Below are 23,151 nucleotides of genomic sequence, written 5' to 3'. Positions count from 1 at the left end.
CGCCGGACGAAAACCCACGTCGCCCGATTCACCCGATCGATACGGCTTAAGCCCAGTTAGCACCATCCGTTAGGGCTCGCCGGTTCGTCGCCACCCCCTGGCCCGTTCGGGTTCTCGCACCCTCCACTACCGACAGTCGCGACACTGCCCGGCGGATCCCATGCGGATCAACGAGATCGCCCGGTCAGCTGGCGCGGGCCCGGGCCTCGGCCGAATGCACCAGGCGGCGCGCCACGTCCTCGACCGGCAGCGACAGCGCCGTCGACGCGCCACGGAGCACGTCGAGGGCCTCCGCCGGAGGGCAGCGCCGCTGCATCATCACCACGCCGATGGCCTGGCCGATCACCTCGCCCGAGGCGAGCGTGTCGGCGAGGTCGCTCGGCACCGAGTCACGGCGGTCGCGCTCGCGGACCGCGGCCAGCAGCAAACCGGCGTGCTCGGCCAGGAGCATCGCCGTCAACTGGGCGCTCTGCTCCAGCACGCCCGGCTCGCACGCGTAGAGGCTGATCGACCCGAGCACCTGGTCGTCGACGTCGACGGGCGCGGCCAGCACCGCGCAGGCGCCGTAGGTCACCGCCCGAGGCGTCCATTCCGGCCAGCGGGTCTCGGTGATCAGGTCGGCGCAGAGCACGACCTCGCGCTGGCGGATGGCGCTCATCGCGGGCCCGTCGGCCGCGTACTGCAGCGAGTCCAGCCGCCGCGCACGGCGGTCGGAGGCGGAGACGCTGGCCGGCTCGCCCGCCCGGAGGAGGGTGACGCTCGACCAGGACACACCGGGCAGGGCGTGCCGGCTGGTCTTCGCCAGGTGGTCGAGCGCCTCCTCGAGGTCGTTGCTGGCCAACAGACCGGCGGTCAGTTCCCGGAGCAGAGCCGCGGTCTCCACGGCCACCAGACTGATCGGATCCCCATTCGAACCCGGACCCGCCATATCGGTTGTCCTCCCCCCGCACCGCGGACGCCTAGGCCCCCCTGTGCGCCGCGCGACACCGAGTACCCCCGGTGCCCGCCTCCACGCCATCCTGCCCGGACAGAGATCGGCTCGGGCATGATCCGGCGCGCTTTGCGTCGTTCGTCACCAAATCGACCGCACCTGCCGCCCGTTCGCAGACGTCCGGATCGCCGGAACGCCGCAGCGGACGGCCGCAGCCGCCGCCTTGGTCGCCGCCGGCCCCAGCGCGCAGCCGGCCCCAGCGCGCAGCCGGCCCCAGCGCGCAGCCGGCCCCAGCGCGCAGCCGGCCCTGGCCTAGTTGCCGCCGCCTGAGCTGAGGCGCCGGCCCACCGAGGCGATCAGGCGGTCGAGCTCGGAGCCGAACGGGTTGTCGTGGACCAGGTAGGTCCACGTCGCGCTCGGCCGGACCAGGGTCTTGTCGTCGGGCGCCCAGTCTTTGTCGAACTCGTTCTCCTCGAACGTCTCGACGGTGCGCTCCTCGATCGCCGGCACCACGGCGTTGAAGGCGGGCACCGCCGCGCGGTGGAACTCGTCGAGCGGGTCGAGGCGGCCGAGGGCCCGCAGGTGCACGCCCTCGCGTACCTCCGACAGCTCCGCGAGATGCTCGGCCCACAACCGGTCGATGTGGTAGAGCGCGATCGACCGTGCCACCCGCGGCAGCAGCTCCTCGTCGAGCTCGACCAGCTCCTCGGCCTTCTCCGGGCTGCGCTTCTTGAGCATCTCGGCGGCCACGTCGGTGGTCAGCACCCGCTCGCGGCGCTCGGACAGCGCCTTGCGCTGCTGCTCGATCACCACGCTGTAGCGCCACGTGTTGCGGTGGATCTCGTGCTGCACGCCCTCGGACACCCGCTGCGCGTGCTCCACGGCGTAGTCGACCTGCTCGTCGGTGACCAGGCCGTCGAAGTTCATCTTCGGCGAGGCCGGGATCGCGTCAGGCGCGTTGCGCTGGATCAGGTCGTCTTCGAGGCTGACGAAGAACGTCGACGCACCCGGGTCACCCTGCCGACCGGCGCGGCCGCGGAGCTGGTCGTCGACGCGGCGGCTGTGGTGCCGGCCGCCACCGAGGACGTAGAGGCCGCCGAGCTCGGCGACGCGTTCGCGGTCGGCCTGGTCGCTGCCGCCCAGCCGGATGTCGACACCGCGGCCGGCCATCTGCGTCGAGACGGTCACCGCGCCGAACTTGCCGGCCTCGGCGATGATCGCGGCTTCCTCGTCGTCGTTCTTGGCGTTGAGCACGTTGCACGGGATGCCGGCCGCGTCGAGCGCCTTGGCCAGGCTCTCCGACTCTTTGACGTCGAGGGTGCCGACCAGCACCGGCCGGCCCTTCTCGTGGCTGAGGGTGATCTCGGCGACCAGCGCGTCTTCCTTCTCGGCGCGGGTCGCGTAGATGCGGTCGGGCTCGTCGACCCGGATGTTGGGCGTGTTGGGCGGGATGACCGCGACCTCGAGCTTGAAGTATTCGCGGAGCTGCTCACCGACCAGCACCGCGGTCGCGGTCATGCCGCACACCGTCGGGTAGAGGGCGATGTAGGCCTGCACGGTGATGGTGCCCAGCACCTCGCCCTCGGCGGTCGCGTCGAGGCCTTCCTTGGCCTCGACCGCCGCCTGCAGGCCGTCGGGCCAGCGGCGCCGCTGCGCCACCCGGCCGCGCATCTCGTCGACCAGCTCGACCGCGCCGTTGCGCACGATGTAGTCGACGTCGCGGTGCAGCAGCGCGTGCGCGTGCAGGGCGACGTTGACCGCGGAGAGCTGCTCGACGTGCTCGTCGTCGTAGAGGTCGATGCCGCCGAGCTTGCGCTCGACGACGGACAGGCCGGCGTTGGTGAACGCGACGCTGCGCCCGTCGTCGGCGATCTCGTAGTGGCGCCCGGAGCGCAGCCCCTTGACGACACCCGCCGCGACGTGCACCGGGTCCTGCTCGCCCGGCACCGCGCCGGCGAGCACCATCGGCACCCGGGCCTCGTCGATCAGGATCGAGTCGGCCTCGTCGACGATCGCCGTGGCCAGCGTGCTGTGCACCCGGTCGGCGACGTCGGTGGCGAGCTGGTCACGCAGATAGTCGAAGCCGGCTTCGCTGACCGACGCGTAGGTGACGTCGCTGGCGTAGGCCTCGCGCCGCTCCTCGGGAGTCGACGCCTCGGTGACCCAGCCGACCGTCAGGCCGAGGAGCTTGTAGATCGGCTCCATCCACTCGGCGTCGCGGCGCGCCAGGTAGTCGTTGACGGTGAGCACGTGCACCGGGCCGTTGCCGCTGCGGACGTGACCGTAGGCCGCGATCGCCGCGGTCAGCGTCTTGCCCTCACCGGTGGCCATCTCGGCCACGCTGCCGCCGAGCATCGCCATCGCGCCCAGGAGCTGCACGTCGTAGGGACGCTCGCCGATCGCCCGGCGGGCGGCCTCGCGACCGATCGCGCAGATCTCGGCGACCTTGGTGGCCTCGTCGGCCCGTGCCGTCAACGCCTCGTCGTCGAGCTCCTTGAGCTCGTCTTCGAACGCCTCGATCTCGGGAAGCATCTTCTGCAGCGGTGCCAGGTCGACCGTCGTGCCCGGACGCTGGAGGAACCGCTGGGTCCTGTTCTTCAACCGCTGCATGACTCCCATGGACGGAAACGGTACCCGGAAGGTGCGGTTTGGAGGAGCCCGGCACGGCCCTGTGGACAAGTGTTCGAAACTGCCTGTGGATAACCGACCTGATCTTCCCTCAGAAGCTCAGAATCACCTGTAGCTCCTGGCGTTTGCGGTCGGCGAGATCGACCAGCAGCGAAGCTGCCGACTCGAAGGGCACGACGGCCGACACCAGGTGCTGACGGAGCAGCGCACCCCAGGGAGAACGGAGCAGGTCGATGGTCTGGGCGGAGAGTCGGTCCCGGTCCCAGGAGTGCGCGAGCCCACGGGGCACCCGCCCGATCTGCGCACAGCGCACAGAAAGGCCGTTGTGATGAAACTCCTCGCCGAGCCGCACCGCGTCCGCGCCGCCCTGATAGAAGGCGAGGTCGACCACCGTGCCCTGCGGCCGCAGCAGCCGCAGCGCCAGGTGCAGGGCATGGGCCTGCCCGCGGCACTGGAAGACCACGTCGGCGCCACGGTCACCGGCGGCGTGCCGCCACCGGGTCTTCAGCGCCACGGCCGGGTCCTGGTCGTCGTCGGGGTCGAGCACTTCGAAGCCCAGCGCGGCCGCGACGGCCCGGCGCTGCGGGGTCGGATCGACGACGACGACCGAGGCCGCGCCGTGGTGCCGGGCGAAGGCGGCGGTGAGCAGCGCGACGACGCCGGCGCCCACGACCGCGACGCGCCGCCCGCGCACGCCGTCGCCGAGGTCGCGCACGTCGCCCCCCGCCAGGTCGGCGGCCGCGTGCAGCAGCCCGTTCGCGCAGATCGGCCCCATGTGGGCGGCATAGACGCCGAGCATCGGGTCCAGGTCGGCCGGCAGCGCCACGACGCGGTCGACCAGGGGGTCGCCGAGATAGCCGGTGCGATGACCGATGGTCATCGCGACCAGGTCACCGTCGGAGACCGCCGCGGTCCGGCTGGCCACGACCCGCCCGACCTCCATATAACCCAGGCGCTCCACCGGGTACGGCGAGGCCGTCGCGCCCGGTTCGAACAGCCCGAGTTCGGCGTTCCACCTCGACCCGAGGTAAGGATTGGTGCCCTTGACATAGCTCAGCTCGGTGCCGGCCGACACACCGCTGAAGACGGTCTCGACCCGAAACGTCCCAGGCCGCACCGGCTCGGCGGCGACGTCCTGGATGGCGACCTCCCCTGGCCCGGTCACCACCACCACGCGGTCACCCATCCGCCCGCTCCCCGCCCCTTCGGATCCCGGCCGCCGGGCGGAGGGTGCCCTCGGCCGGCCCTGGCTCAAGGCGCGCCGCGGGCTCCGCCGGGCGTGGTGCGGGTATGGAGGCAGGGGCCTGGCCGACCAGCGGGACCACCTGCCCGGTCCTGACCGATTCCGCGATCGCGCAGGTCACCCGGTGCGTCTCCAGCGCTTCCGCGTACGGGACGCGGATGTCGTCGGCCACGCCGCGCACGGCGTCGACGAATGCGCGGTCGACCGCCGTCCGCGCGCCGTCCGGGTCGCCGGCAATCCGCCGCTCCTCGCCCGATCCGTCCCGGATGAGAAGTTCGTCCTCACCCACGAAGAGCGCCAATCCGTCAGCGATGATCTCGACGCCGGCCTTCTGCTTCCAACCCAGCACACAGGTCGAACTCACCGTGCCGACCGCACCATTGGCGAAGGTCAACGTCGCCGCCGTCGCCGCGTCGACGTCGGCGCCGTCAACCGGGGGCGGGGCCCCGGTTCCGACGGCGTGCACCGAGGTGACCTGCCCCACCAGGGCGCGGGCCAGGTCGACCACGTGCGCCGCCTGCTCCACCACCGGTCCGCCGGACCGGTCGGCCCGGATCCACCAGGCCACCGGCGGGACCTTGTCCCACCACACACCGTTGACCAACCGCACGGGGCGGTCGGCCAGCAGGGCGGCGGCGGCGCGTACGACGTCGAGGTATCGCCAGTGGTGCCCGACCGCCGTGACCGCACCGCGGCGGGCGACCTCGGCGGCGATCCGGGTCGGCACCGTCAGGTCGACGCCGATGGGCTTCTCGACGAACATGGCCGCCCCGGAGGCCAGCACGGCTTCCTCGGCATGGCCGTGGGCGAAAGGGGGAACACACACGTAGACGGCGTCGGGTTGGAGCGAGAGGAGGGCCGCAGCGTCGGGTAGTGCGGGTATGCCGTGCGTCGCGGCCAGCGCCTCAGCAGCGGGCAGCACCACGTCGGTCACTCCGATGATCTCCACGTCGGCGAAACCGGACAGGACGCGCGCATGGCGCTGAGCGACATTTCCCGCACCGATCATCCCTACTCGACACTTTTCGCTAAACGCCATAAGCCGACCTTTCACCTCGAACGTCACCGTCACAGGGGTTACTTTTGCCACCGGCGTATTCGGATCAAACATCTGATATGTGGCGGACCTCGGGAACCATCGACACTTCCCGCGTCATCAAACGTTCACACAGGTGAGTGGGCAATGCGCAATTCGATGATCAGTATGTGTAAAAGCGGGCACAGTTTGGGGCGGGCAAACCGGGGAAATTGACCGGCGCTTCGAGGGCCACAGCCCCGCTGATGGCACAGAAGAAACTTAATTAGGCACAGCGGATCGCGTCTGGGGGTGTGCCTGTGTGGCACTCGCGAACAAGCGTTTCACCAGTGGTCGAGGCCTGGTCGACCTACCGCACCGGATCAGCCGGGCAATGGACGCCGCGCCAGCTCGTCGCCGCCAAGCGCGGCACGACGGTGAGCGTGGTCATTCCCGCCCGCAATGAGGAAGCCACGATCGGAGCGATCGTGGCGACCATCCGGCAACAGCTCGTTGAACGGGTCCACCTGGTCGACGAGCTGATCGTGGTCGACTCGAGGTCGTCCGACGCGACCGCCCGGGTGGCGGCCGCGGCCGGCGCGCACGTGGTCAGCCAGGACCAGATGACCCGCGGCCTGCCGCGGCTGGAAGGCAAGGGCGACGCCCTGTGGGCCGGGCTCGTGGCCGCCAGCGGCGACGTCGTGGCGTTCGTCGACGGCGACCTCGAAGACTTCGACGCCAGGTTCGTCACCGGGCTGGTCGGGCCGCTGCTCACCGACCAGAGCGTCGGCTACGTCAAAGGCTTCTACCACCGCGGCCTGCACCATTCGGCCGGTGTGGTCGAGGCCGACGGCGGCGGCCGGGTGACCGAGCTGACGGCCCGGCCGCTGCTCAACCTCTTCTGGCCCGAGCTGTCCGGGTTCGTCCAGCCACTGGCCGGCGAGTACGCGGGCCGTCGCACGCTGCTGGAGAAGCTCCCGTTCGTCTCCGGCTACGGGGTCGAGATCGCCATGCTGATCGACCTGCTCGACCTGGTCGGGCTCGACGCCCTGGCCCAGGTCGACCTCGGCGAACGGCGCCACCGCCACCAGAGCACCGAGGCGCTCGGCCGGATGTCGGCGCAGATCATGCACACGGTCTGGGTACGCCTCCAGCGCCAAGGCTGGGTCACCGCCGATACGCAGCCCTCGACGCTGCTCACCCAGTTCCGCCGCGGCGGCACCGACTCACTGCCCAACCTCGACCGCGAGATCGTCGTCACCGACGTCTCCGTGCAGGAGCGCCCACCGATGCGCGACATGGCCGACCTGCAAACCAGGCGACGTCGCAGCCGGGTGGCGGCATGAAGAACGGCCGCGACCCACGAATATCCGGGGCGCCGGCATGACCTTCACCGTGCTGGTCAACGCCGGGCCCTGGTTGCCCGTCCCGCCGCAGGGCTACGGCGGCATCGAGAATATCGTCGCGACGCTGGTGCCGGAGCTACGCCGGCTCGGCGTCACCGTGGTGCTCGCCTCCGTGGGCACCAGCACCGAACCCGTCGACGAACTGCTCGCGCCCTTCCCGGACGGGCAGTTCGGTTGGCTGCAGCGGCCCTACAACCAGGCCAACGGCGTGGCCACCGCGCACCAGGCGGCCGTTGTCCGCGCGGTCCGGCAACGCGACGACATCGATTTAGTGCACGACCACGTCGAGGCGATCGGCCTGGCCATGCTGGCCGCGATGGAGCCGACCGCGACACCCGTCCTGCACACCCTGCACTGGGACCTGGCCAAGCATCCGGAGCTCTACGGCGCCTTCGACGGCGGCGGCCGGATCAGCGTCAACGGCGTCAGCGCCGCTCAGCTGAGGAGGGCACCGCGCGCGCTCCGCGCGCACGCCATAGGCCACGTCCACCTCGCGACCCCGCTCGCCGTCGACGCCGAGCGACGACCGATCCCCGACCGCGCTGAACACGTCGTCATGCTCGGCCGCATCACCCCCGGGAAAGGCCAGGATCTGGGCGTACGCCTGGCGCACGAAGCCGGTTTCGACCTCGTGCTGGCCGGCCCGGTCGGCCCCTACAAGCAGCCCGACGACCTCGCCGCCGCCCTCCGCGACCCCGCGGCGTCCGCCAACCCCGACGTCCGCTTCTGGCGCGAGAAGGTCGGCCCGTTCGTCGACGGCAGCCGGGTTCGCTGGGTCGGCACGCTGACCGGCGCGGCCCGCGACAACCTCGTCGCCGAGGCCCGCGCCATGCTCGCCCCGCTGCGCTGGGAGGAGCCCGGCGGCACGTTCGTCGTCGAGTCGCTGGCCCTGGGCACCCCGGTGGTGGCAACGGCCCGCGGCTGCCTGCCCGAGTTGATCGAGCACGGCCGCACGGGCCTGCTCACCACGTCCGAAGAGGAACTCGCCGACCTGGTGCTGGCGGCAGGCAAGCTCGACCCGGCCGAATGCCGGCGCGAGGCGGCCCGCCGCTTCACCCCGGCGGCGATGGCCGAACGCTACGTCGCGCTCTACGAGGAGGTGGCGGGTCGCCCGGTGGGGTGATCCAGCGGACGATTCATTCACGGGCGATCATTCGTGTTGATCAATACACTGGGTGAACACGGCTTGACGCAAAGTGGTGGCCCGCGATGATGAACGACACCGTCTTCTACCACAGTGGCCCGATCCTGACCGGCCGCGTCGTGCGGCTGATGCCCGGCTACGCCCGCGAGATGAAGGTCGGCCAACCAGTCCTGGTGGCGGTCGTGACGGCGGCGACAGTAGGCCGCCTGATCGGCCGCGCCCTGATGTCCCTCCTCCAGTCCGGCACCCGCGGCGGCGCGCCCAGGCGGTTCAAAGACCTCCGCAAGGCACCGGAGTTCCTGGTCACCCCGCTACGCCTGCGCGACGACGCGGGTCGCCTCTGCGAGGTCGAGATCCACGGGCACCTGCCGCAGAGCGCCCTCGAACCCGCCGACCACATCCAGGTCACGGTCGTCCGCCCGAAAGACCGCGCCACACCCCCCAAAGTGGAGCGCATCGTCAACATCACGACCGGCCAACTCCTGCGCCCGCGCATCCCCACCCTGTGGTCCCACCTCGGCCCCGCGCTGCTTCTCCAGGCCACGCTGGGCCTCACTCTCCTGGGAGCCGCCTTCGCCGTCTGGACGGCAGCCCGCTAGGAGGCCGTTCACGGCCGACCCGCGTCGGTCCGGACAAGCCTCCGGCGGGACCGGGGTTGCGGCCAGGCGATCGGCGCGGTCTACGGGGATGACGGCCATTCGTGGACCGGCTGGTTGCTGTGCATCAGCGGGACGTAGCGGCGGACGACCTCGCGTAGCGCCTCGCGGCGGTCGAGGTTTCCTTCCACCTCCAGGTGGTGCAGGGTGTCGACCTGCCAGCTCGCGCCGTTGCGGCCCAACAGGCAGCGCTGCTCGATGATGCCCAGCAGGCGGTCGCGTTCGTCCGGGTCCACGCCCCACCGGTCAAGGCCGGTCGATGCCAAGGGGAGCAGGCGGCGCAGAACCAGCTCGGTCACCGGGAGATAGCCCAGGCCCGGCCAGAAGACCTGGGCGCCGATGCCGTTGCGGGCGCAGTTGTGGAAGTTCTCCTCCGCCGCGCTGAAGGACATCTGCGACCACAGCGGACGGTCCGACTCGGCCAGCGTGCGGACGGCGCCGAAGTAGAAGGCCGCGTTGGCGATCGTGTCGACGACGGTCGGGCCCGCCGGCAGGACGCGGTTCTCGACCCGCAGGTGGGGGCGGTTGCGGACCACGTCGTAGATCGGGCGGTTCCACCGGTAGATGGTGCCGTTGTGCAACCGCAACTCGGCCAGGCTCGGCGTGTCGCCGTTCGACAGCGTCTCCGCGGGGTCGGCCGGGTCGCAGATCGGCAGCAGCGCGGGGAAATAGCGCACGTTCTCTTCGAACAGGTCGAACACCGACGTGATCCAACGCTCGCCGAACCAGACCCGCGGGCGTACACCCTGCGCTTTGATCTCTTCCGATCTGGTGTCGGTGGCCTGCTCGAACAGCGGGATCCGGGTCTCCCGCCACAGCTCGCGGCCGTAGAGGAACGGCGAGTTGGCGCCCAGCGCGACCTGCACGCCGGCGATGGTCTGCGCGGCGTTCCAGTAGGACGCGAACTGGGTCGGGCTGACCTGGAGGTGGAACTGGGTGCTCGTGCAGGCCGCCTCGGGCGCCACCGTGTCGGCGGTGGTGTTGAGGCGCTCGACCCCGTCGATGCGGATGGTCAGGTCTTCGCCGCGGGCCGTGAAGATCTGCTCGTTGATCAGGGCGTAGCGCGGGTTGGCCGACAGCGACTCGACGGTCAGGTGGCTCTGCCGCAGCGTGGGCAGGATGCCGATCATGACCATGTGAGCGCCGACCGCCCGGGCCTTGTCTTCGGCGGCGTTGAGGCTGGCCCGGATGTCGCTCTCGAAATCGGCCGAGCCGCGCGTGCCGAGCCGGCGTGGCGCGACGTTGATCTCCACGTTGAACTGGCCCAACTCGGTCTGGAAGGCCGGGTCGGCGACGGCGGCGAGGACGTCGGCGTTGCGCATCGCCGGGTCGGCCGAGTCGTCGATGAGGTTGAGTTCGATCTCCATCCCGGTCAGCGGCCGTTCGAAGTCGAAGCGTGACTCGCGCAGCATCTCCGCGAACACGTCGAGGCAGCGGCGCACCTTCTGCCGGTAGCGCGCCCGGTCTTCGCGGGTGAACTCCCGCTGGTCGACCTCTTCGCCCATCAGTCACCGCCCGTCGGAGAGGGATCCACCCGATGTACCCACAAAGCTCCCACGACACGCGGCCCGCCGGAAGGGTTACGGCGCGTTGTCCTTCGGCTACGGACACCGGGACGGGGGTACGGGCGGCCCGCCCACCCCGATGTGGCAGCGTGAACCGGGTGTCCCTGCTCCCAGCCCTGACCGCCGACGACGCCGACGAGCCGGGCGCCGTCCGCTTCGGTGACCACGTGCTCTCGTTCGCCGACCTGGCCGCGGCCGGTGGCGCCGTGGCCCGGCGGTTGACCGGCGCACGGGCCGCCGCGGTGCTGGCCACGCCCACACTGGAGACCGTCGCCGCGGTGCTCGGCGGCCTGAGCGCCGGCGTGCCGATCGTCCCCGTCCCACCCGACGCGGGCCCGGCCGAGCGCGACCACATCCTTCGCGACTCGGGTGCCGACCTCCTGCTGACCCCGCCAGGCGCGCCGGCGACCGGCGCGGCGATCGAGCAGGTCGCCGTCAGCGCCGACGACCGGTCATCGTGGACGGATCCGCGCGCCGGGGGGAAGCCGGCCCTGGTCCTCTACACCTCCGGCACGACCGGCCCGCCGAAGGGCGTACCGATCACCCCGGACGCGATCGCCGCCTGCCTCGACGGCCTGGCCGACGCGTGGCGGTGGACCGCCGACGACCTGCTCGTCCACGCGCTGCCGCTCTACCACGTGCACGGGCTCGTGCTGGGCGTGCTCGGCGCCCTGCGCACCGGCTGCCGCCTGCACCACACCGGCCGGCCACACCCCGACCTGCTGGCGGCCGCGGGCGGCAGCCTCTACTTCGGCGTGCCAACCGTCTGGCACCGGGTCGCCGCGGCCCCCCACGCCGCGCGGCGGCTCAGGCAGGCCCGCCTGCTGGTCTCCGGCAGCGCCGCGCTGCCGGCCGGCGTCTTCGCCGCGCTGCGCGAGTTGACCGGTCAGGCCCCGGTCGAGCGCTACGGCATGACCGAAACCCTGATCACCGTCGCCACCCGGGCCGACGGCCACCGGCAGCCCGGCGCCGTCGGCGTGCCGATCGCCGGGGTCGAAACCCGCCTGGTCGACGAACACGGCGCGCCGGGACCGCACGACGGCACGACGCCGGGCGCGCTCGAGATCCGCGGCGCCACGGTGTTCGACGGCTACCTGGGCCGTCCCGACGCGACCTCGGCCAGCTTCACCGGCGACGGCTGGTTCCGCACCGGCGACGTGGCCACGATCGACGCCGACGGCGTGCACCGGATCGTCGGCCGCGCCTCGACCGACCTGATCAAGACGGGCGGCTACCGGGTCGGCGCCGGCGAGGTCGAGGACGCCCTGCTCACCCACCCAGGCGTCCGGGAGGCGGCGGTCGTCGGTCGGCCCGACGACGACCTGGGCCAGCGGATCGTGGCCTACGTGGTGGCCGACGGCGCCACCGGAGACGACCTGATCCAGCACGTGGCCGGACAGCTGTCCAACCACAAGCGACCCCGCGACGTGGTCTTCGTCGAGGAACTCCCCCGCAACGCCCTCGGCAAGGTCCAGAAGCACCGGCTCTAGGCGGTCATCGCCGGTGGCGGCGCTCCCGCACGGCCCGCTCGACCGCCTCGGTGGCCGCGCCGTCGCCCGGTGACACCGCGGCGGGCAGCGCGAGCACCATGGTCAGCCCGCCGCCATTGGTGGTCTCCGGCACCAGGGTGCCGCCCATCGCCTCGGCCAGCCCGCGGGACAGGGCCAGGCCCAGGCCGACACCGTTGTGGTTGTCGCGGTCACCCATCCGCTGGAACGGCACGAACACCTTGTCGCGGTCGGCCTCCGGGATGCCGGGGCCACGGTCGACGACACGCAACTCCACCAGCGAACCGTGGTAGCGCGCGGTGACCAGCGGCGGGCGGCCGGGCGGGCTGAACCGCAGCGCGTTGGCGATCAGGTTGACCAGGATCCGTTCCAGCAGGGCCGGGTCGGCGGCGACGGCCGGCAGGTCGGCGGTGATCTGGGCGCGCACCAGCCGGCCGGCCTCGCCCAACTCGTCGAGCGCCCGCGGCACCGCGTCCTCCAGGCCGATCTCGGCGAGCGTCACGCCGAGCGCGCCCGCCTGGAGCCGGCTCAGGTCGAGCAGGTTGTCGACCAGCCGGGCCAGCCGGTCGAGGGACTCGTCGGCGGTGGCCAGCAGGTCGTCGCGGTCGTCGTCGGAGAACGCCACCTCCTGGCTGACCAGGCTGTCGACGGCGGCCTTGGCGGAGGCCAACGGGGTACGCAGGTCGTGGCTGACGGCCGCCAGCAGGGCGGTACGCATCCGGTCTGCCTCCGCCAGCGGGCGGGCCTGTGCCGCCTGTGCCGCGAGCCGCTCGTGCCGCAGCGCGACCGCGGCCTGCGCGGCGAACGCCTCGATCAGCCGCCGGTCCGCGGCCGCCACGGTCCGCCCGCTCAGCGCGAGCACCAGCCCGTCGTCGACGCTCACCTCGGTCTGCGCATCGCCGGGCGCGGCGCACGGCGGCCCGCCCACACAGGCGGCGACCGACCAGGCCCGCGGGTCGCGTTGCTGGTCGGGCCGCGCGCCGGGCCGCCGTTCCAGCAGCGTGACCGCCTCCAGCCCGAACGTCTCGCGCAGCCGCTCCAGCAGCGCGGCCAGCGGCCGGGTGCCGCGCAGCACGCTGCCGGCCACCGTGGACAGCGTCTGCGCCTCGGCGCTGGCCTGGGCGGCGTCGCGGGTCCGGCGGGCGGCGACGTCGACGATCCACGACACCGCCGCCGCGATCAGCACGAACACGACGAGGGCGAGGATGTTCTCCCGCTCGGCGATGGTCCAGGTATTGACCGGGTCGGTGAAGAAATAGTTGATCAGCAGCGACGCGGCGACGGCGGCGAGCAGGGCCGGCCAGATGCCGCCGACCAGCGCGATGCCTACTACGGCGGCCAGGTAGAGCAGGATCTCGCTGGGCAGCGACAGGTCGTGTCGCAACGGCCACAGCAGCCCGGTCAGCGCCGGCAGCCCGGCGACCGCCAACCCCAGGCCGACCAGTCTGCGCCGGGCCGAGAGCGCGGGCGCGGGCGCGGCCAGGCGGCGGCCCCGGCCCACCTCGTCGTGCGGCACCAGGTGCACGTCGATCGTGTCAGAGCGGGCCGAGGTCGTCACGCCCACGCCGGCGGCGAGCAGTTGGGCGAACCGGCCGCGCCGGCTCACCCCGAGCACGAGTTGGGTGGCGTTGACGCCGCGGGCGAACTGGAGCAGCGCCCGCGGTATGTCGCCGCCGACCACCTGGTGGTAGCTGCCGCCCAGGCTCTCCACCAGCAGCCGCTGCTTGGCCAGCAGGGCCGGGTCGGCGCCGGTCAGCCCGTCGGAGCGGGCCACGTGCACGGCCATCAGGTCGGTGCCCTTGCCACGGGCGGCGATCCGGGCGGCCCGGCGGATCAGCGTCTCGCCCTCCGGCCCGCCGGTGACCGCGACCACCACCCGCTCCCGGGTCTCCCAGGTAGCGCCGATCCGGTTGGCGGCGCGGTAGCGCTCGAGCTGCTCGTCGACCTTGTCGGCGACCCACAGCAGGGCCAACTCGCGCAGCGCGGTGAGGTTGCCGACCCGGAAGTAGTTGCCCAGGGCGGCATCGATCTTGTCGGGCCGGTAGACGTTGCCGTGCGCCATCCGCCTGCGGAGCGCCTCGGGCGTCATGTCGACCAGCTCGACCTGATCCGCGCCGCGCACGACGCTGTCGGGCACGGTCTCCCGCTGCGCCACGCCGGTGATCTGCTCGACCACGTCGTTGAGCGACTCCAGGTGCTGGATGTTCACCGTGGACAACACGGTGATCCCCGCGTCGAGCAGTTCCTGGACGTCTTGCCAGCGCTTCTCGTTGCGCGAGCCGGGCACGTTGGTGTGAGCCAGCTCGTCGACCAGCGCCACCTCGGGCGCCCGGGCGAGCAGCGCGTCGACGTCGAGTTCGGTGAACGCGACGCCGCGGTAGTCCATCGCGCGCCGCGGCACCACTTCGAGATCGGCGAGCATCCGACCGGTGTACGCCCGGCCGTGCGTCTCGACCAGCCCGACCACCACGTCGGTGCCCCGGTCGAGGCGGCGGTGTGCCTCCTCGAGCATGGCCACCGTCTTGCCCACGCCGGGGGCGGCCCCGAGGTAGATCCGCAGTTCTCCGCGTGCCATCGGAACCGCCCCTCGCCTTCTCAGCGACCCGTCAGCGGGCCGGAAGCTCGCGGTCCAGCGCGAGGTTGAGCTTGAGCACGTTGACGCCGGGCTCACCCATGAAGCCCAGCGAGCGGCCGGCGGTGTTGTCGTCGACCAGCGCGCGAACCGCCGCCGGGTCGGCACCACGTTCCCGGGCGACCCGGTTGACCTGCAGGTCCGCGTACGCCGTGCTGATCTGCGGGTCGAGGCCCGAGCCGCTGGCCGTGACGGCGTCGGAGGGCACCGCCGGGTCGGCCGGCGCGTCGCCGCGGATCGCGGTCAGCACGCCGCCCGAGTAGTCCTCGCCGGGCTTGCCGCATTCGACGGCGACGCCCTCGTAGGTGGCGACGAACGGGGTGGCCGGGCAGGCCTGGTTGACGCTGACCGCCCGGGTGACCGTGCCGGTCAGGCCCTGGGCCCGGAACACCCGGAGCACGGCGCCGACGCCGTCGGCGGTGCAGAACGGGCGGGCGCCGGAGACGCCTTCCCGCGCACCGACCTCGAGACTGCGGGCGCAGACCTGGGTGAGCAGGCTCTGCGTACCGTCGTCGCCGGGTGTGGGCAGCACGTCTTCGACGCTTTCCGGGCCCAGGTTGGAGGCGGCCGACGAGGTCGGGTCGTAGCCGTCGCCGGCCGCCGACGGGCGGGACTGGAAGTAGGTCAGCACCGCGTTGCCGTCACCGTCGGTGAACGACTGGCCGATCAGACCGCTGCCCACCTCCCGGCCGTCGGCGGTGGTGATCATCGAGCCGTCGGCCCTGTCGTGCAGGCCGGGAGCCTGGGCGAGGCCGGTCATCACGAGCGGGTAGGCCAGGCCCAGGAGGACGGTGAAGACCAGTACGGCGCGCAACGCCGTCAGGTGCTGGGAGAGCCACGAAGGTAGGCGCATCAGAAGATCCCTTGGATGATCAGGTCGATGATCTTGATGCCGATGAACGGGACGACGATCCCGCCCAGGCCGTAGATCCAGAGGTTGCGGGTCAGCAGTTTCGACGCGCTGCTCGGCCGGTAGCGCACGCCGCGCAGGGCCAGTGGGATCAGCACGATGATGATCAACGCGTTGAAGATGACCGCGGAGAGGATCGCCGACTCCGGGCTGGACAGCTTCATGATGTTGAGCGTGTCCAGGCTCGGGTAGATGCCGGCGAACATGGCCGGGATGATCGCGAAGTACTTCGCGATGTCGTTGGCGATCGAGAACGTCGTCAGTGCGCCCCTGGTGATCAGCAACTGCTTGCCGATCTCGACGATCTCGATCAGCTTGGTCGGGTCCGAGTCGAGGTCGACCATGTTGCCGGCCTCTTTGGCCGCCGACGTGCCGGTGTTCATGGCGACCCCGACGTCGGCCTGCGCCAGCGCGGGCGCGTCGTTGGTGCCGTCGCCGGTCATCGCGACCAGCCGGCCGCCCTCCTGCTCCTTGCGGATCAGGGCCATCTTGTCTTCGGGCTTGGCCTCGGCCAGGAAGTCGTCGACGCCGGCCTCGTCCGCGATCGCCTTGGCCGTGCGCGGGTTGTCGCCGGTGATCATGATGGTCCGGATGCCCATCCGGCGCATCTCGTCGAAGCGGGCCCGCATGCCGGCCTTGACCACGTCCTTGAGGTGTACGACACCGAGCGCCCGGGCCGGCTCCCCCTCGACGTGCTCCGCGACCACCAGCGGCGTGCCACCGCTGCCCGCGATGGCGTCGACCGTTTCGCCGACCGCGTCGGTCGGGTGGCCGCCGTTCTCCCGTACCCACTTCATCACCGCCGAGGCCGCTCCCTTGCGGATCCGGCGGCCGGCCAGGTCCACACCGGACATTCGCGTCTCGGCACTGAACGGCACGAACTGCGCGTGGGGCATCACGCCCTCCTCGCGCGCCCGCAGGCCGTAGTCCTGCTTGGCCAGGACGACGATCGAGCGACCCTCCGGGGTCTCGTCGGCGAGGCTGGACAGTTGCGCCGCGTCGGCGAGCGTCTCGGCGGTGACCCCTTCGACCGGCAGGAACTCCGACGCCTGCCGGTTGCCGAGGGTGATCGTGCCGGTCTTGTCGAGCAGCAGCGTGTTGACGTCGCCGGCCGCCTCGACGGCGCGGCCGGACATGGCCAGCACGTTGCGCTGCACCAACCGGTCCATGCCTGCGATGCCGATCGCCGAGAGCAGCGCGCCGATCGTGGTCGGGATCAGGCAGACCAGCAGGGACACCAGCACGATGCCGGAGATGCCGTCGGCGCCCAGCGACAAGGTGTCCGGCGCCGCGGCCTGGAACGCCTTCGCGAAGATCGCCATCGGCTGGAGCGTGACCACCGAGAGCAGGAAGATGATGGTCAGCGCGGCCAGCAGGATGTTGAGCGCGATCTCGTTGGGCGTCTTCTGCCGGGTGGCGCCCTCGACCAGCGCGATCATGCGGTCGATGAAGCTCTCGCCCGGCTTCTGGGTGATCCTGACGACGATGCGGTCGGAGAGCACCTTGGTGCCGCCGGTGACGGCGCTGCGGTCGCCACCGGATTCGCGGATGACCGGTGCCGACTCGCCGGTGATCGCCGACTCGTCGACGCTGGCGATGCCCTCGACGACGTCACCGTCGCCGGGGATCGTCTGGCCGGCCTCGACGACGACGATGTCGCCCAGGGTCAACTCGCCGGCCGCGACCACCTCGTCGCGGTATTGCGACGAGGGCGCGCCCTGCTTCCAACCGGTCAGCCGCACCGCCATGGTGTCGCGCTTGGCCGCCCGCAGGGTCGCGGCCTGCGCCTTGCCGCGCCCCTCGGCGACGGCCTCGGCCAGGTTGGCGAAGAGCACGGTGAGCCAGAGCCAGACCGTGATCAGAGCGGCGAACAGGCTCGGGTAGCCGAACGCGAGCACGCTGGTGAACACCGCGCCCACCTCGACGATGAACATCACCGGGTTGCGCCACAGGGTGCGCGGGTCGAGCTTGCGGATCGCGTCGGGCAACGACGTCCAGAGTTGCCGGGGGTCGAGCAGCCCGCCGCCGATCCGGCGCGGTGCGCCGGCCGTTGGGGTTACGACAGTCATCTCCAGTGTCCTTTATGGATGGTGGCGGCTCAGAGACCCTCGGCCAGCGGGCCGAGGGCGAGGGCGGGCAGGAACGTCAGGGCCACCAGGACCACCGTCACCGCGACGAGCATGCCGACGAAGAGCGGCCGGTGGGTCGGCAACGTGCCCTTCGACTCGGGCACCGGTTGCTGTCTGGCGAGGGAGCCGGCCAGGCCGAGCACCATGATGATCGGCAAGAACCGGCCGAGCAGCATGGCGAACCCGAGCGCGCTGTCCCACCAACCGGTGTTGACCGTGATGCCGGCGAACGCGGACCCGTTGTTGTTGGCCGCCGACGTGAAGGCGTAGAGCACCTCGGAGAAACCATGCGGACCGACGTTGAGCATCGTCGTGTGGTTCTTCGTCGCCATCGCCGCCGCGACCCCGATCAGCACCACCGCCGGTGTGATCAGGAAGTACATCGAGGCGAACTTGATCTCCCGCGAACCGATCTTCTTACCCAGGTATTCAGGCGTCCGGCCGACCATCAGGCCGGCGACGAAGACCGTGATCACGGCCAGCACGAGCATGCCGTAGAGACCGGCGCCGACGCCGCCGGGCGCGACCTCGCCGAGCATCATGTTGACCATCGGCAGCATGCCGCCGAGCGAGGTGTAGGAGTCGTGGAAGGAGTTGACCGCACCGGTCGACGTCAGCGTCGTGATCGCGCCGAACGTCGCCGAGTCGGACACCCCGAACCGGATCTCCTTGCCCTCCATCGCCGCGCCGACCGCGTGTGGGACGGTGCCGTTGCCGGCGATCTCGAACACGTTGGTCAGGCCGATGCTGGCGATGGCCAGGATGCCCATCACCGCTAGGATCGCGTACCCCTGGCGGTTCTGACCGACCATCCGGCCGAACACCCGCGGCATGCTGACCGGGATCAGCAGGATCAGGAACAACTCGATCCAGTTGGTCCACGGCGTCGGGTTCTCGAAGGGGTGGGCGCTGTTGGCGTTCATGAAGCCGCCGCCGTTGGTGCCCAGTTCCTTGATTGCCTCCTGGCTGGCCACCGGGCCGCCGGTGACGGTCTGCGTCCCGCCGGTCAGCGTGGTCACGTCGTGGCCGCCGGAGAAGTTCTGCACCACGCCGCCGATCACCAGCGCGACCGTGGCGACGACCGCGACCGGGAGCAGCACGCGCAGCGTGATCCGGGTCAGGTCGACCCAGAAGTTGCCCAGCGTGCCGCTTCTGCGCCGGGCGAACCCGCGCACGAGGGCCACCGCGACGGCGATGCCGACGCCGGCCGAGACGAAGTTCTGCACCGCGAGACCGGCCATCTGCGACAGGTGGGTCATGGTCGACTCACCCGAGTAGGCCTGCCAGTTGGTATTGGTCACGAACGAGACCGCCGTGTTCCAGGCGATGTGGTCGGTGACGCCCGGGAAGTTCGGGTTGTCCCAGAGCAGACCCTGCAGGCGCAGCAGCGCGTAGAGGAAGAGAATCGAGAGCGCGGAGAACGCCAACAGGCTTCCGGCGTACGCCTTCCAGCTCTGCTCGCCATCGGGGTTGACCCGCAGCACCCGGTAGATGCCGCGCTCGACCACGGAGTGCCTGGCCCCGACCACCACCCGGTACAGGTAGTCGCCGAAGTAGCGGTAGGCGACGGCCAGTGCGGCCAGGAGCGAGACGACGAACAGGATGCCGGCGACAGTCATGCTCATCAGAAGCGCTCCGGGAACAGCAGGGCGGCGAGCAGGAAGACCGCGAGGCCGGCCGCGACGATCAGGCCGATCAGGTTGACGGCGCTCACAGCTTCTCCACCCCTCGCACCACGAGGGCGAGGATGGCGAAGAAGGCCACCGTCACGAGTACGAACAGCACGTCAGGCACGTGCATAACTCCTATTCATCGAAACCGGGGCAGCCGTCGACGAGGACGGGTGCCGGAGGCATCGAAACGCGGGAGTTGGCGCGGCGGAACGGGCTCAGACGCTTTCCATACGCGGCCTGAGGCTTTCTTGACGCGTTGGCTACGCGGAGGCCCGCCGCACGGCTTCGAGGCGCTCGGTGAGGAAGCGGCGCTCGGGGTCGTTGTCGGTGAGGGCGATGGCCTCTTCGTACGCGGCCGCGGCGGTGTCCCATCGGTGAAGCCGGCGCAGGAAGTCGGCGCGGGCGGCGCTCAGGTAGGGGTAGGTCGCGAGGGCCGGATCGGCCAGCAGCGGGTCCAGTGCCGCGAGGCCTTCGCGCGGCCCGTCGCGCATGCCGATGGCCGCTGCCCGGTTGAGCGCGACGACCGGCGAGGGCCAGAGCGCCAGCAGCCGGTCGTAGAGGGCGACGATCTCCACCCAGTCGGTGCGCTCCCAACTCGGCGACTCGGCGTGCACGGCGGCGATGGCGGCCTGGAGCGCGTACCGGCTCGGCCCGGCCTGCCGTAGTGCCTGCGTGAGAAGGGCGATGCCCTCGGCGATCCGCCTGCGGTCCCAGCGGCTGCGATCCTGCTCGTCGAGGAGCAGCATGCGGCCGTCGGGGCCGACCCGGGTCGCCGACCGGGCGTCGATCAGCAGCATCAGGGCCAGTTGTGCGCTCACCTCGGTGTCGGTGGGCATCAACAGGTGCAGCAGCCGGCCCAGGTCGAGAGCGCGGTCGAGCAGGTCGTGCCGGATCAGCGCGGCGCCCGCGGGCGCGGCGTGACCGGTCGTGAAAATGAGCTGGACCACCTCGAGGACGACACCGACGCGCGCGCCGAGCTGGTCGGGTGCGGGCGCCCGGTACGGGATCCGGGCCGCCGCGATCTTCTTCTTGGCCCGGGTGAGCCGCGCGGCCATGGTCGCCGGCGACACCAGGAACGCCCGCGCCACCTCGCCGGTCGAGAGGCCGCAGACGAGCCGGAGTGTCAGGGCCGCCTGTGCTTCCCGGGCGAGCGCCGGGTGGCAGCAGGTGAAGATCAGCCGCAGCCGGTCGTCGTCGAGCCCCGCGTCGGCCGCGTCGGCGGCGTCCCCGGTCACCAGCAGCGGCATCCGCCGCCGGAACGCCGCCCGCCGACGCAGTTCGTCGCGCGCCTGGTTGCGCGCCACCTGGGTCAGCCAGGCACCCGGCCGCGCCGGTATGCCCGTCTCCGGCCAGACCTTGAGCGCTCGCTCGAACGCGTCCTGGGCGCACTCCTCGGCCAGGTCGAGGTCACCGGTGGCCTGCGCCGTGGTGGCGAGCACCTGTGCCCACTCGCGGCGGTGGGCCACCGCCACCGCCGCGACGACCGCGTCGCTCATTCGTGCTCGACCACCGGCCGGATCTCGACGCCGCTGTGCCCGGCGCGTACCTCGGGCAGCAGCGAGGCCAGCTTGACCACGGCGTCGAGGTCGTCGGCCTCGAGCAGGTAGTAGCCGCCGAGCGCCTCCTTCGTCTCCAGGAACGGCCCGTCGGTCAGCAACACCTCCCCGGCCGGGTCGACCCGCAGCGACGTCGCAACCGGCGACGACACGAGTTGATGGCCACCGATCACCTGCGCACCGGCCGCGTCCCGAAACGCGACGTGCGCGGCGTCATGCGCCTGCCACTGCTCCGCTGTCATCGAATCCCACTGCTCGGCGTCGCCGTAGATGAGCAGCATGTACTTCGCCATGTGACACACCTTCCCGGTGTCAGGGCCCCCGATGGAACCCCTTTGCCGCACCGACGAACCCGCACGTGCCCAAATCGACAACCGGCGGGAACTTTTTCAGGCCTCCGCGAGCGGCCGCGCACCGAACGTCTCGATCGTCTCCTTCAGCAGCTCGCCACGCGCGTTGAGCTGCCGCACATACCGGACGACACATTCGAAACCAGAGGGATATTTGCGGTGGTAGGCCGCGAGCTCGTCCAGGTTGTCGAACGCCGCGCGCGCTGTGGCGAGCGTGCCCAGCCCGTGGGCGCCGGCGAAGACGAGGAAAGCGCTGTGCCGGCCGGTGGGCTCGCGGCGGAGGGCACGGACGATGACGCCGTGCTCGACGGTGGCGGTGCCGTTAGTCGCCTCGGCGTGCACCTCGCGGATGCCGTGGTATTCGTCGAGGCGCGAGTCAAAGACGGCGTTGCGGCCGGCACGGATGACGTTGCGGTAGCTGCAGCCGACCCGCTCGGTCAGCGCCCGCGTTCGCGCGTTGACGTCTTCGCCGCCGATAAGCACGAAGTTGCGCCCGTCGTCCCCCTCGGGCGTCGCCGCGTTGACGACGGCCAGCACCCGCGGGATGCCGGCTTCGGCGAGCCGCCGGTTGATGTACATCAGCGCTTGGAGATCGCCCAAACCGATAAGCCCGGAGTTCTCCTGGGAGTCCAGGTGCGTCGTGAGCCGCTCGACCATCTTCCGCCGGTCGGCACGATCGAGCACCTCGTGGAACAGCTCGTCGGCCGCCTCGGCGTCGAGAAGGATCTCGGACCTCAGCTGGCCGACGACGAAGGTGCAGCCCTTTCCGGAGAACGGCCGCCAGAACTCGCGCCGGCCGCGGAATCGATAGCGCCGTGCCAATGCCTGCCATGCCAAGCCGGCGAGGAGCCCGATGAACGCGGCGATGAGATTGATCGCCACGTCGAGCGAAACACCCATTCCCGCGCCCTCCCCAGGGTTGCCCGCCCAGGCTAGGTCAATTGATGAGCGAACTCCCGCTCGTCGCGGCCGTCAGGAAGCGGCCCTTCCCGGCCCGTCGCGACATAGCCGCGCGACTCGTAGAGCCGGAGCGCGGCGTCGTTGCCGCCGATGACCCAGAGGCCCAGCGCGGTCTCGCCGCGACCGCGGGCGTGGCCTTCCGCGTAGTCGAGCAGTTCCAGCCCGATCCCCTGCTTGCGCCGCGGCGGATCGACCCACATCGCCTCGAGGTGCAGCCGCGGCGACTCGTCCGGATAGTCGGCCACCCGTCCCAGGCCCACCGCACTGTCGCCGATCCGGGCGATGAACCAGTGCGACTGCTCGCACGCCGCCATCCACTGCGCCTGGGACCAGGCACTTTCGGCGGCGGGGTCACTGAGGAACGCCATAGGCGACTCAGCGAGCGCCCGCATCCGCATCTTCCGAAGATCACGCCAGCCCGACGGGATCACCGGTTTGACGATGGGGCGCATGGTGCGCGCGCTGGCAGGAGCCATGCTCACCTGATTCTCCGCTCGCTAGGCCTTGTCGTAGGTAACCGGCCATCCGTGCCTCGGATACGGTCCCGCTCGGAAATGCACACGCAGTGTGCTCGCATTTCGACAGAGCGCGACCGACGCATGTGCGCTATTAGATGTCGTCCGCGTTCGCGCGTCCAGCCCAGGTGTCGCACAACCAGTCTGCCTAGGCAGCAACTCCGGCCGGGTGGGGCCGAGCCAAAACGCGCACGGGTACGACCGGACGTCGCGGGAGAGGCAACGACCGGGGACGGGTAGGTGTCTCGGCGCGCACATGTTTTCGCATGTGGGTATGCACTCCCACTCGCGCAGCGTCGGGTCGCTCAGGTCGAGACGGTGTGTGCGGCC

18 protein-coding genes are annotated in these 23,151 nt (G+C 71.2%); 4 read left to right on the top strand and 14 right to left on the bottom strand.

The genetic code is table 11. The annotated features are described in order from the left end of the window. Positions 1-184: 184 nt before the first annotated feature. The 4 genes from AB0J74_RS02410 to AB0J74_RS02395 all read right to left on the bottom strand — a co-directional run bounded on the left by AB0J74_RS02410 (position 185) and on the right by AB0J74_RS02395 (position 5,874). Entirely contained in the window at positions 185-928 is a 744-nt protein-coding gene (locus AB0J74_RS02410) for a GAF and ANTAR domain-containing protein (RefSeq protein WP_363443434.1), read from the bottom strand. A gap of 315 nt (positions 929-1,243) precedes the next feature. Further along, complete coding sequence (gene secA2, locus AB0J74_RS02405; RefSeq protein ID WP_363443432.1) at positions 1,244-3,550, bottom strand: accessory Sec system translocase SecA2; 2,307 nt, start codon at positions 3,548-3,550, stop codon at positions 1,244-1,246. A 100-nt stretch (positions 3,551-3,650) separates the two neighbouring features. Further along, on the bottom strand, positions 3,651-4,745 hold the full coding sequence (locus AB0J74_RS02400; RefSeq protein WP_363443430.1) for a zinc-binding alcohol dehydrogenase: 1,095 nt from the start codon (positions 4,743-4,745) through the stop codon (positions 3,651-3,653). Beyond that, on the bottom strand, positions 4,738-5,874 hold the full coding sequence (locus tag AB0J74_RS02395) for a Gfo/Idh/MocA family oxidoreductase (protein ID WP_363443428.1): 1,137 nt from the start codon (positions 5,872-5,874) through the stop codon (positions 4,738-4,740). Before AB0J74_RS02395 ends, AB0J74_RS02400 begins: the two co-directional genes overlap by 8 nt. 263 nt (positions 5,875-6,137) lie before the next feature. Between AB0J74_RS02395 and AB0J74_RS02390 the strand changes: the two genes are divergently transcribed. From AB0J74_RS02390 to AB0J74_RS02380, 3 genes are all read left to right on the top strand, one after another. Continuing rightward, positions 6,138-7,163: a glucosyl-3-phosphoglycerate synthase gene (locus tag AB0J74_RS02390; protein WP_363443426.1), complete on the top strand. Its 1,026-nt coding sequence runs from the start codon at positions 6,138-6,140 to the stop codon at positions 7,161-7,163. Between the two features lie 37 nt (positions 7,164-7,200). Further along, the gene (locus AB0J74_RS02385; RefSeq protein WP_363443424.1) at positions 7,201-8,346 is read left to right on the top strand and encodes a glycosyltransferase; all 1,146 of its coding nucleotides are present in this window, start codon (positions 7,201-7,203) and stop codon (positions 8,344-8,346) included. A gap of 86 nt (positions 8,347-8,432) precedes the next feature. Next, complete coding sequence (locus AB0J74_RS02380) at positions 8,433-8,966, top strand: hypothetical protein (protein ID WP_363443422.1); 534 nt, start codon at positions 8,433-8,435, stop codon at positions 8,964-8,966. A gap of 80 nt (positions 8,967-9,046) precedes the next feature. On the opposite strand, the gene AB0J74_RS02375 is transcribed toward AB0J74_RS02380, so the two are convergent. Then, a complete protein-coding gene (locus AB0J74_RS02375) occupies positions 9,047-10,528 on the bottom strand; it encodes a glutamate--cysteine ligase (protein ID WP_363443420.1) in 1,482 nt (493 codons plus the stop codon). A gap of 158 nt (positions 10,529-10,686) precedes the next feature. Between AB0J74_RS02375 and AB0J74_RS02370 the strand changes: the two genes are divergently transcribed. Further along, the gene (locus AB0J74_RS02370; RefSeq protein ID WP_363443418.1) at positions 10,687-12,078 is read left to right on the top strand and encodes an acyl-CoA synthetase; all 1,392 of its coding nucleotides are present in this window, start codon (positions 10,687-10,689) and stop codon (positions 12,076-12,078) included. A 4-nt stretch (positions 12,079-12,082) separates the two neighbouring features. Here AB0J74_RS02370 and AB0J74_RS02365 read toward each other — a convergent pair whose 3' ends face one another. The 9 genes from AB0J74_RS02365 to AB0J74_RS02325 all read right to left on the bottom strand — a co-directional run bounded on the left by AB0J74_RS02365 (position 12,083) and on the right by AB0J74_RS02325 (position 22,782). Continuing rightward, the gene (locus tag AB0J74_RS02365) at positions 12,083-14,671 is read right to left on the bottom strand and encodes a DUF4118 domain-containing protein (RefSeq protein ID WP_363443416.1); all 2,589 of its coding nucleotides are present in this window, start codon (positions 14,669-14,671) and stop codon (positions 12,083-12,085) included. Between the two features lie 31 nt (positions 14,672-14,702). Beyond that, positions 14,703-15,581, bottom strand: coding sequence for a potassium-transporting ATPase subunit C (locus AB0J74_RS02360; protein WP_363443414.1), 879 nt, complete (start codon positions 15,579-15,581; stop codon positions 14,703-14,705). Beyond that, positions 15,581-17,707, bottom strand: coding sequence for a potassium-transporting ATPase subunit KdpB (kdpB, locus tag AB0J74_RS02355; RefSeq protein WP_363443412.1), 2,127 nt, complete (start codon positions 17,705-17,707; stop codon positions 15,581-15,583). Before kdpB ends, AB0J74_RS02360 begins: the two co-directional genes overlap by 1 nt. Positions 17,708-17,736: 29 nt before the next feature. Beyond that, complete coding sequence (gene kdpA, locus AB0J74_RS02350) at positions 17,737-19,392, bottom strand: potassium-transporting ATPase subunit KdpA (RefSeq protein WP_363443410.1); 1,656 nt, start codon at positions 19,390-19,392, stop codon at positions 17,737-17,739. Next, positions 19,392-19,481, bottom strand: coding sequence for a K(+)-transporting ATPase subunit F (gene kdpF / locus AB0J74_RS02345; protein WP_363443408.1), 90 nt, complete (start codon positions 19,479-19,481; stop codon positions 19,392-19,394). The genes kdpA and kdpF overlap by 1 nt, the downstream gene beginning before the upstream one ends. 219 nt (positions 19,482-19,700) lie before the next feature. Continuing rightward, the gene (locus AB0J74_RS02340; protein WP_363443406.1) at positions 19,701-20,936 is read right to left on the bottom strand and encodes a sigma-70 family RNA polymerase sigma factor; all 1,236 of its coding nucleotides are present in this window, start codon (positions 20,934-20,936) and stop codon (positions 19,701-19,703) included. Beyond that, on the bottom strand, positions 20,933-21,289 hold the full coding sequence (locus tag AB0J74_RS02335; RefSeq protein ID WP_363443404.1) for a YciI family protein: 357 nt from the start codon (positions 21,287-21,289) through the stop codon (positions 20,933-20,935). The genes AB0J74_RS02340 and AB0J74_RS02335 overlap by 4 nt, the downstream gene beginning before the upstream one ends. Positions 21,290-21,385: 96 nt before the next feature. Then, positions 21,386-22,246, bottom strand: a complete 861-nt coding sequence (locus AB0J74_RS02330) for a hypothetical protein (RefSeq protein WP_363443402.1) — start codon at positions 22,244-22,246, stop codon at positions 21,386-21,388. A gap of 32 nt (positions 22,247-22,278) precedes the next feature. Then, a complete protein-coding gene (locus AB0J74_RS02325; RefSeq protein WP_363444052.1) occupies positions 22,279-22,782 on the bottom strand; it encodes a GNAT family N-acetyltransferase in 504 nt (167 codons plus the stop codon). Positions 22,783-23,151 lie beyond the last annotated feature (369 nt).

The sequence above is a fragment of the Asanoa sp. NPDC049573 genome, assembly GCF_040676615.1.
In the GTDB taxonomy this organism is placed as follows: Bacteria; Actinomycetota; Actinomycetes; order Mycobacteriales; family Micromonosporaceae; genus Asanoa.
The sequence above is the reverse complement of the archived record's forward strand: the minus strand, read 5'-3'. Positions and strand labels throughout refer to the sequence as shown.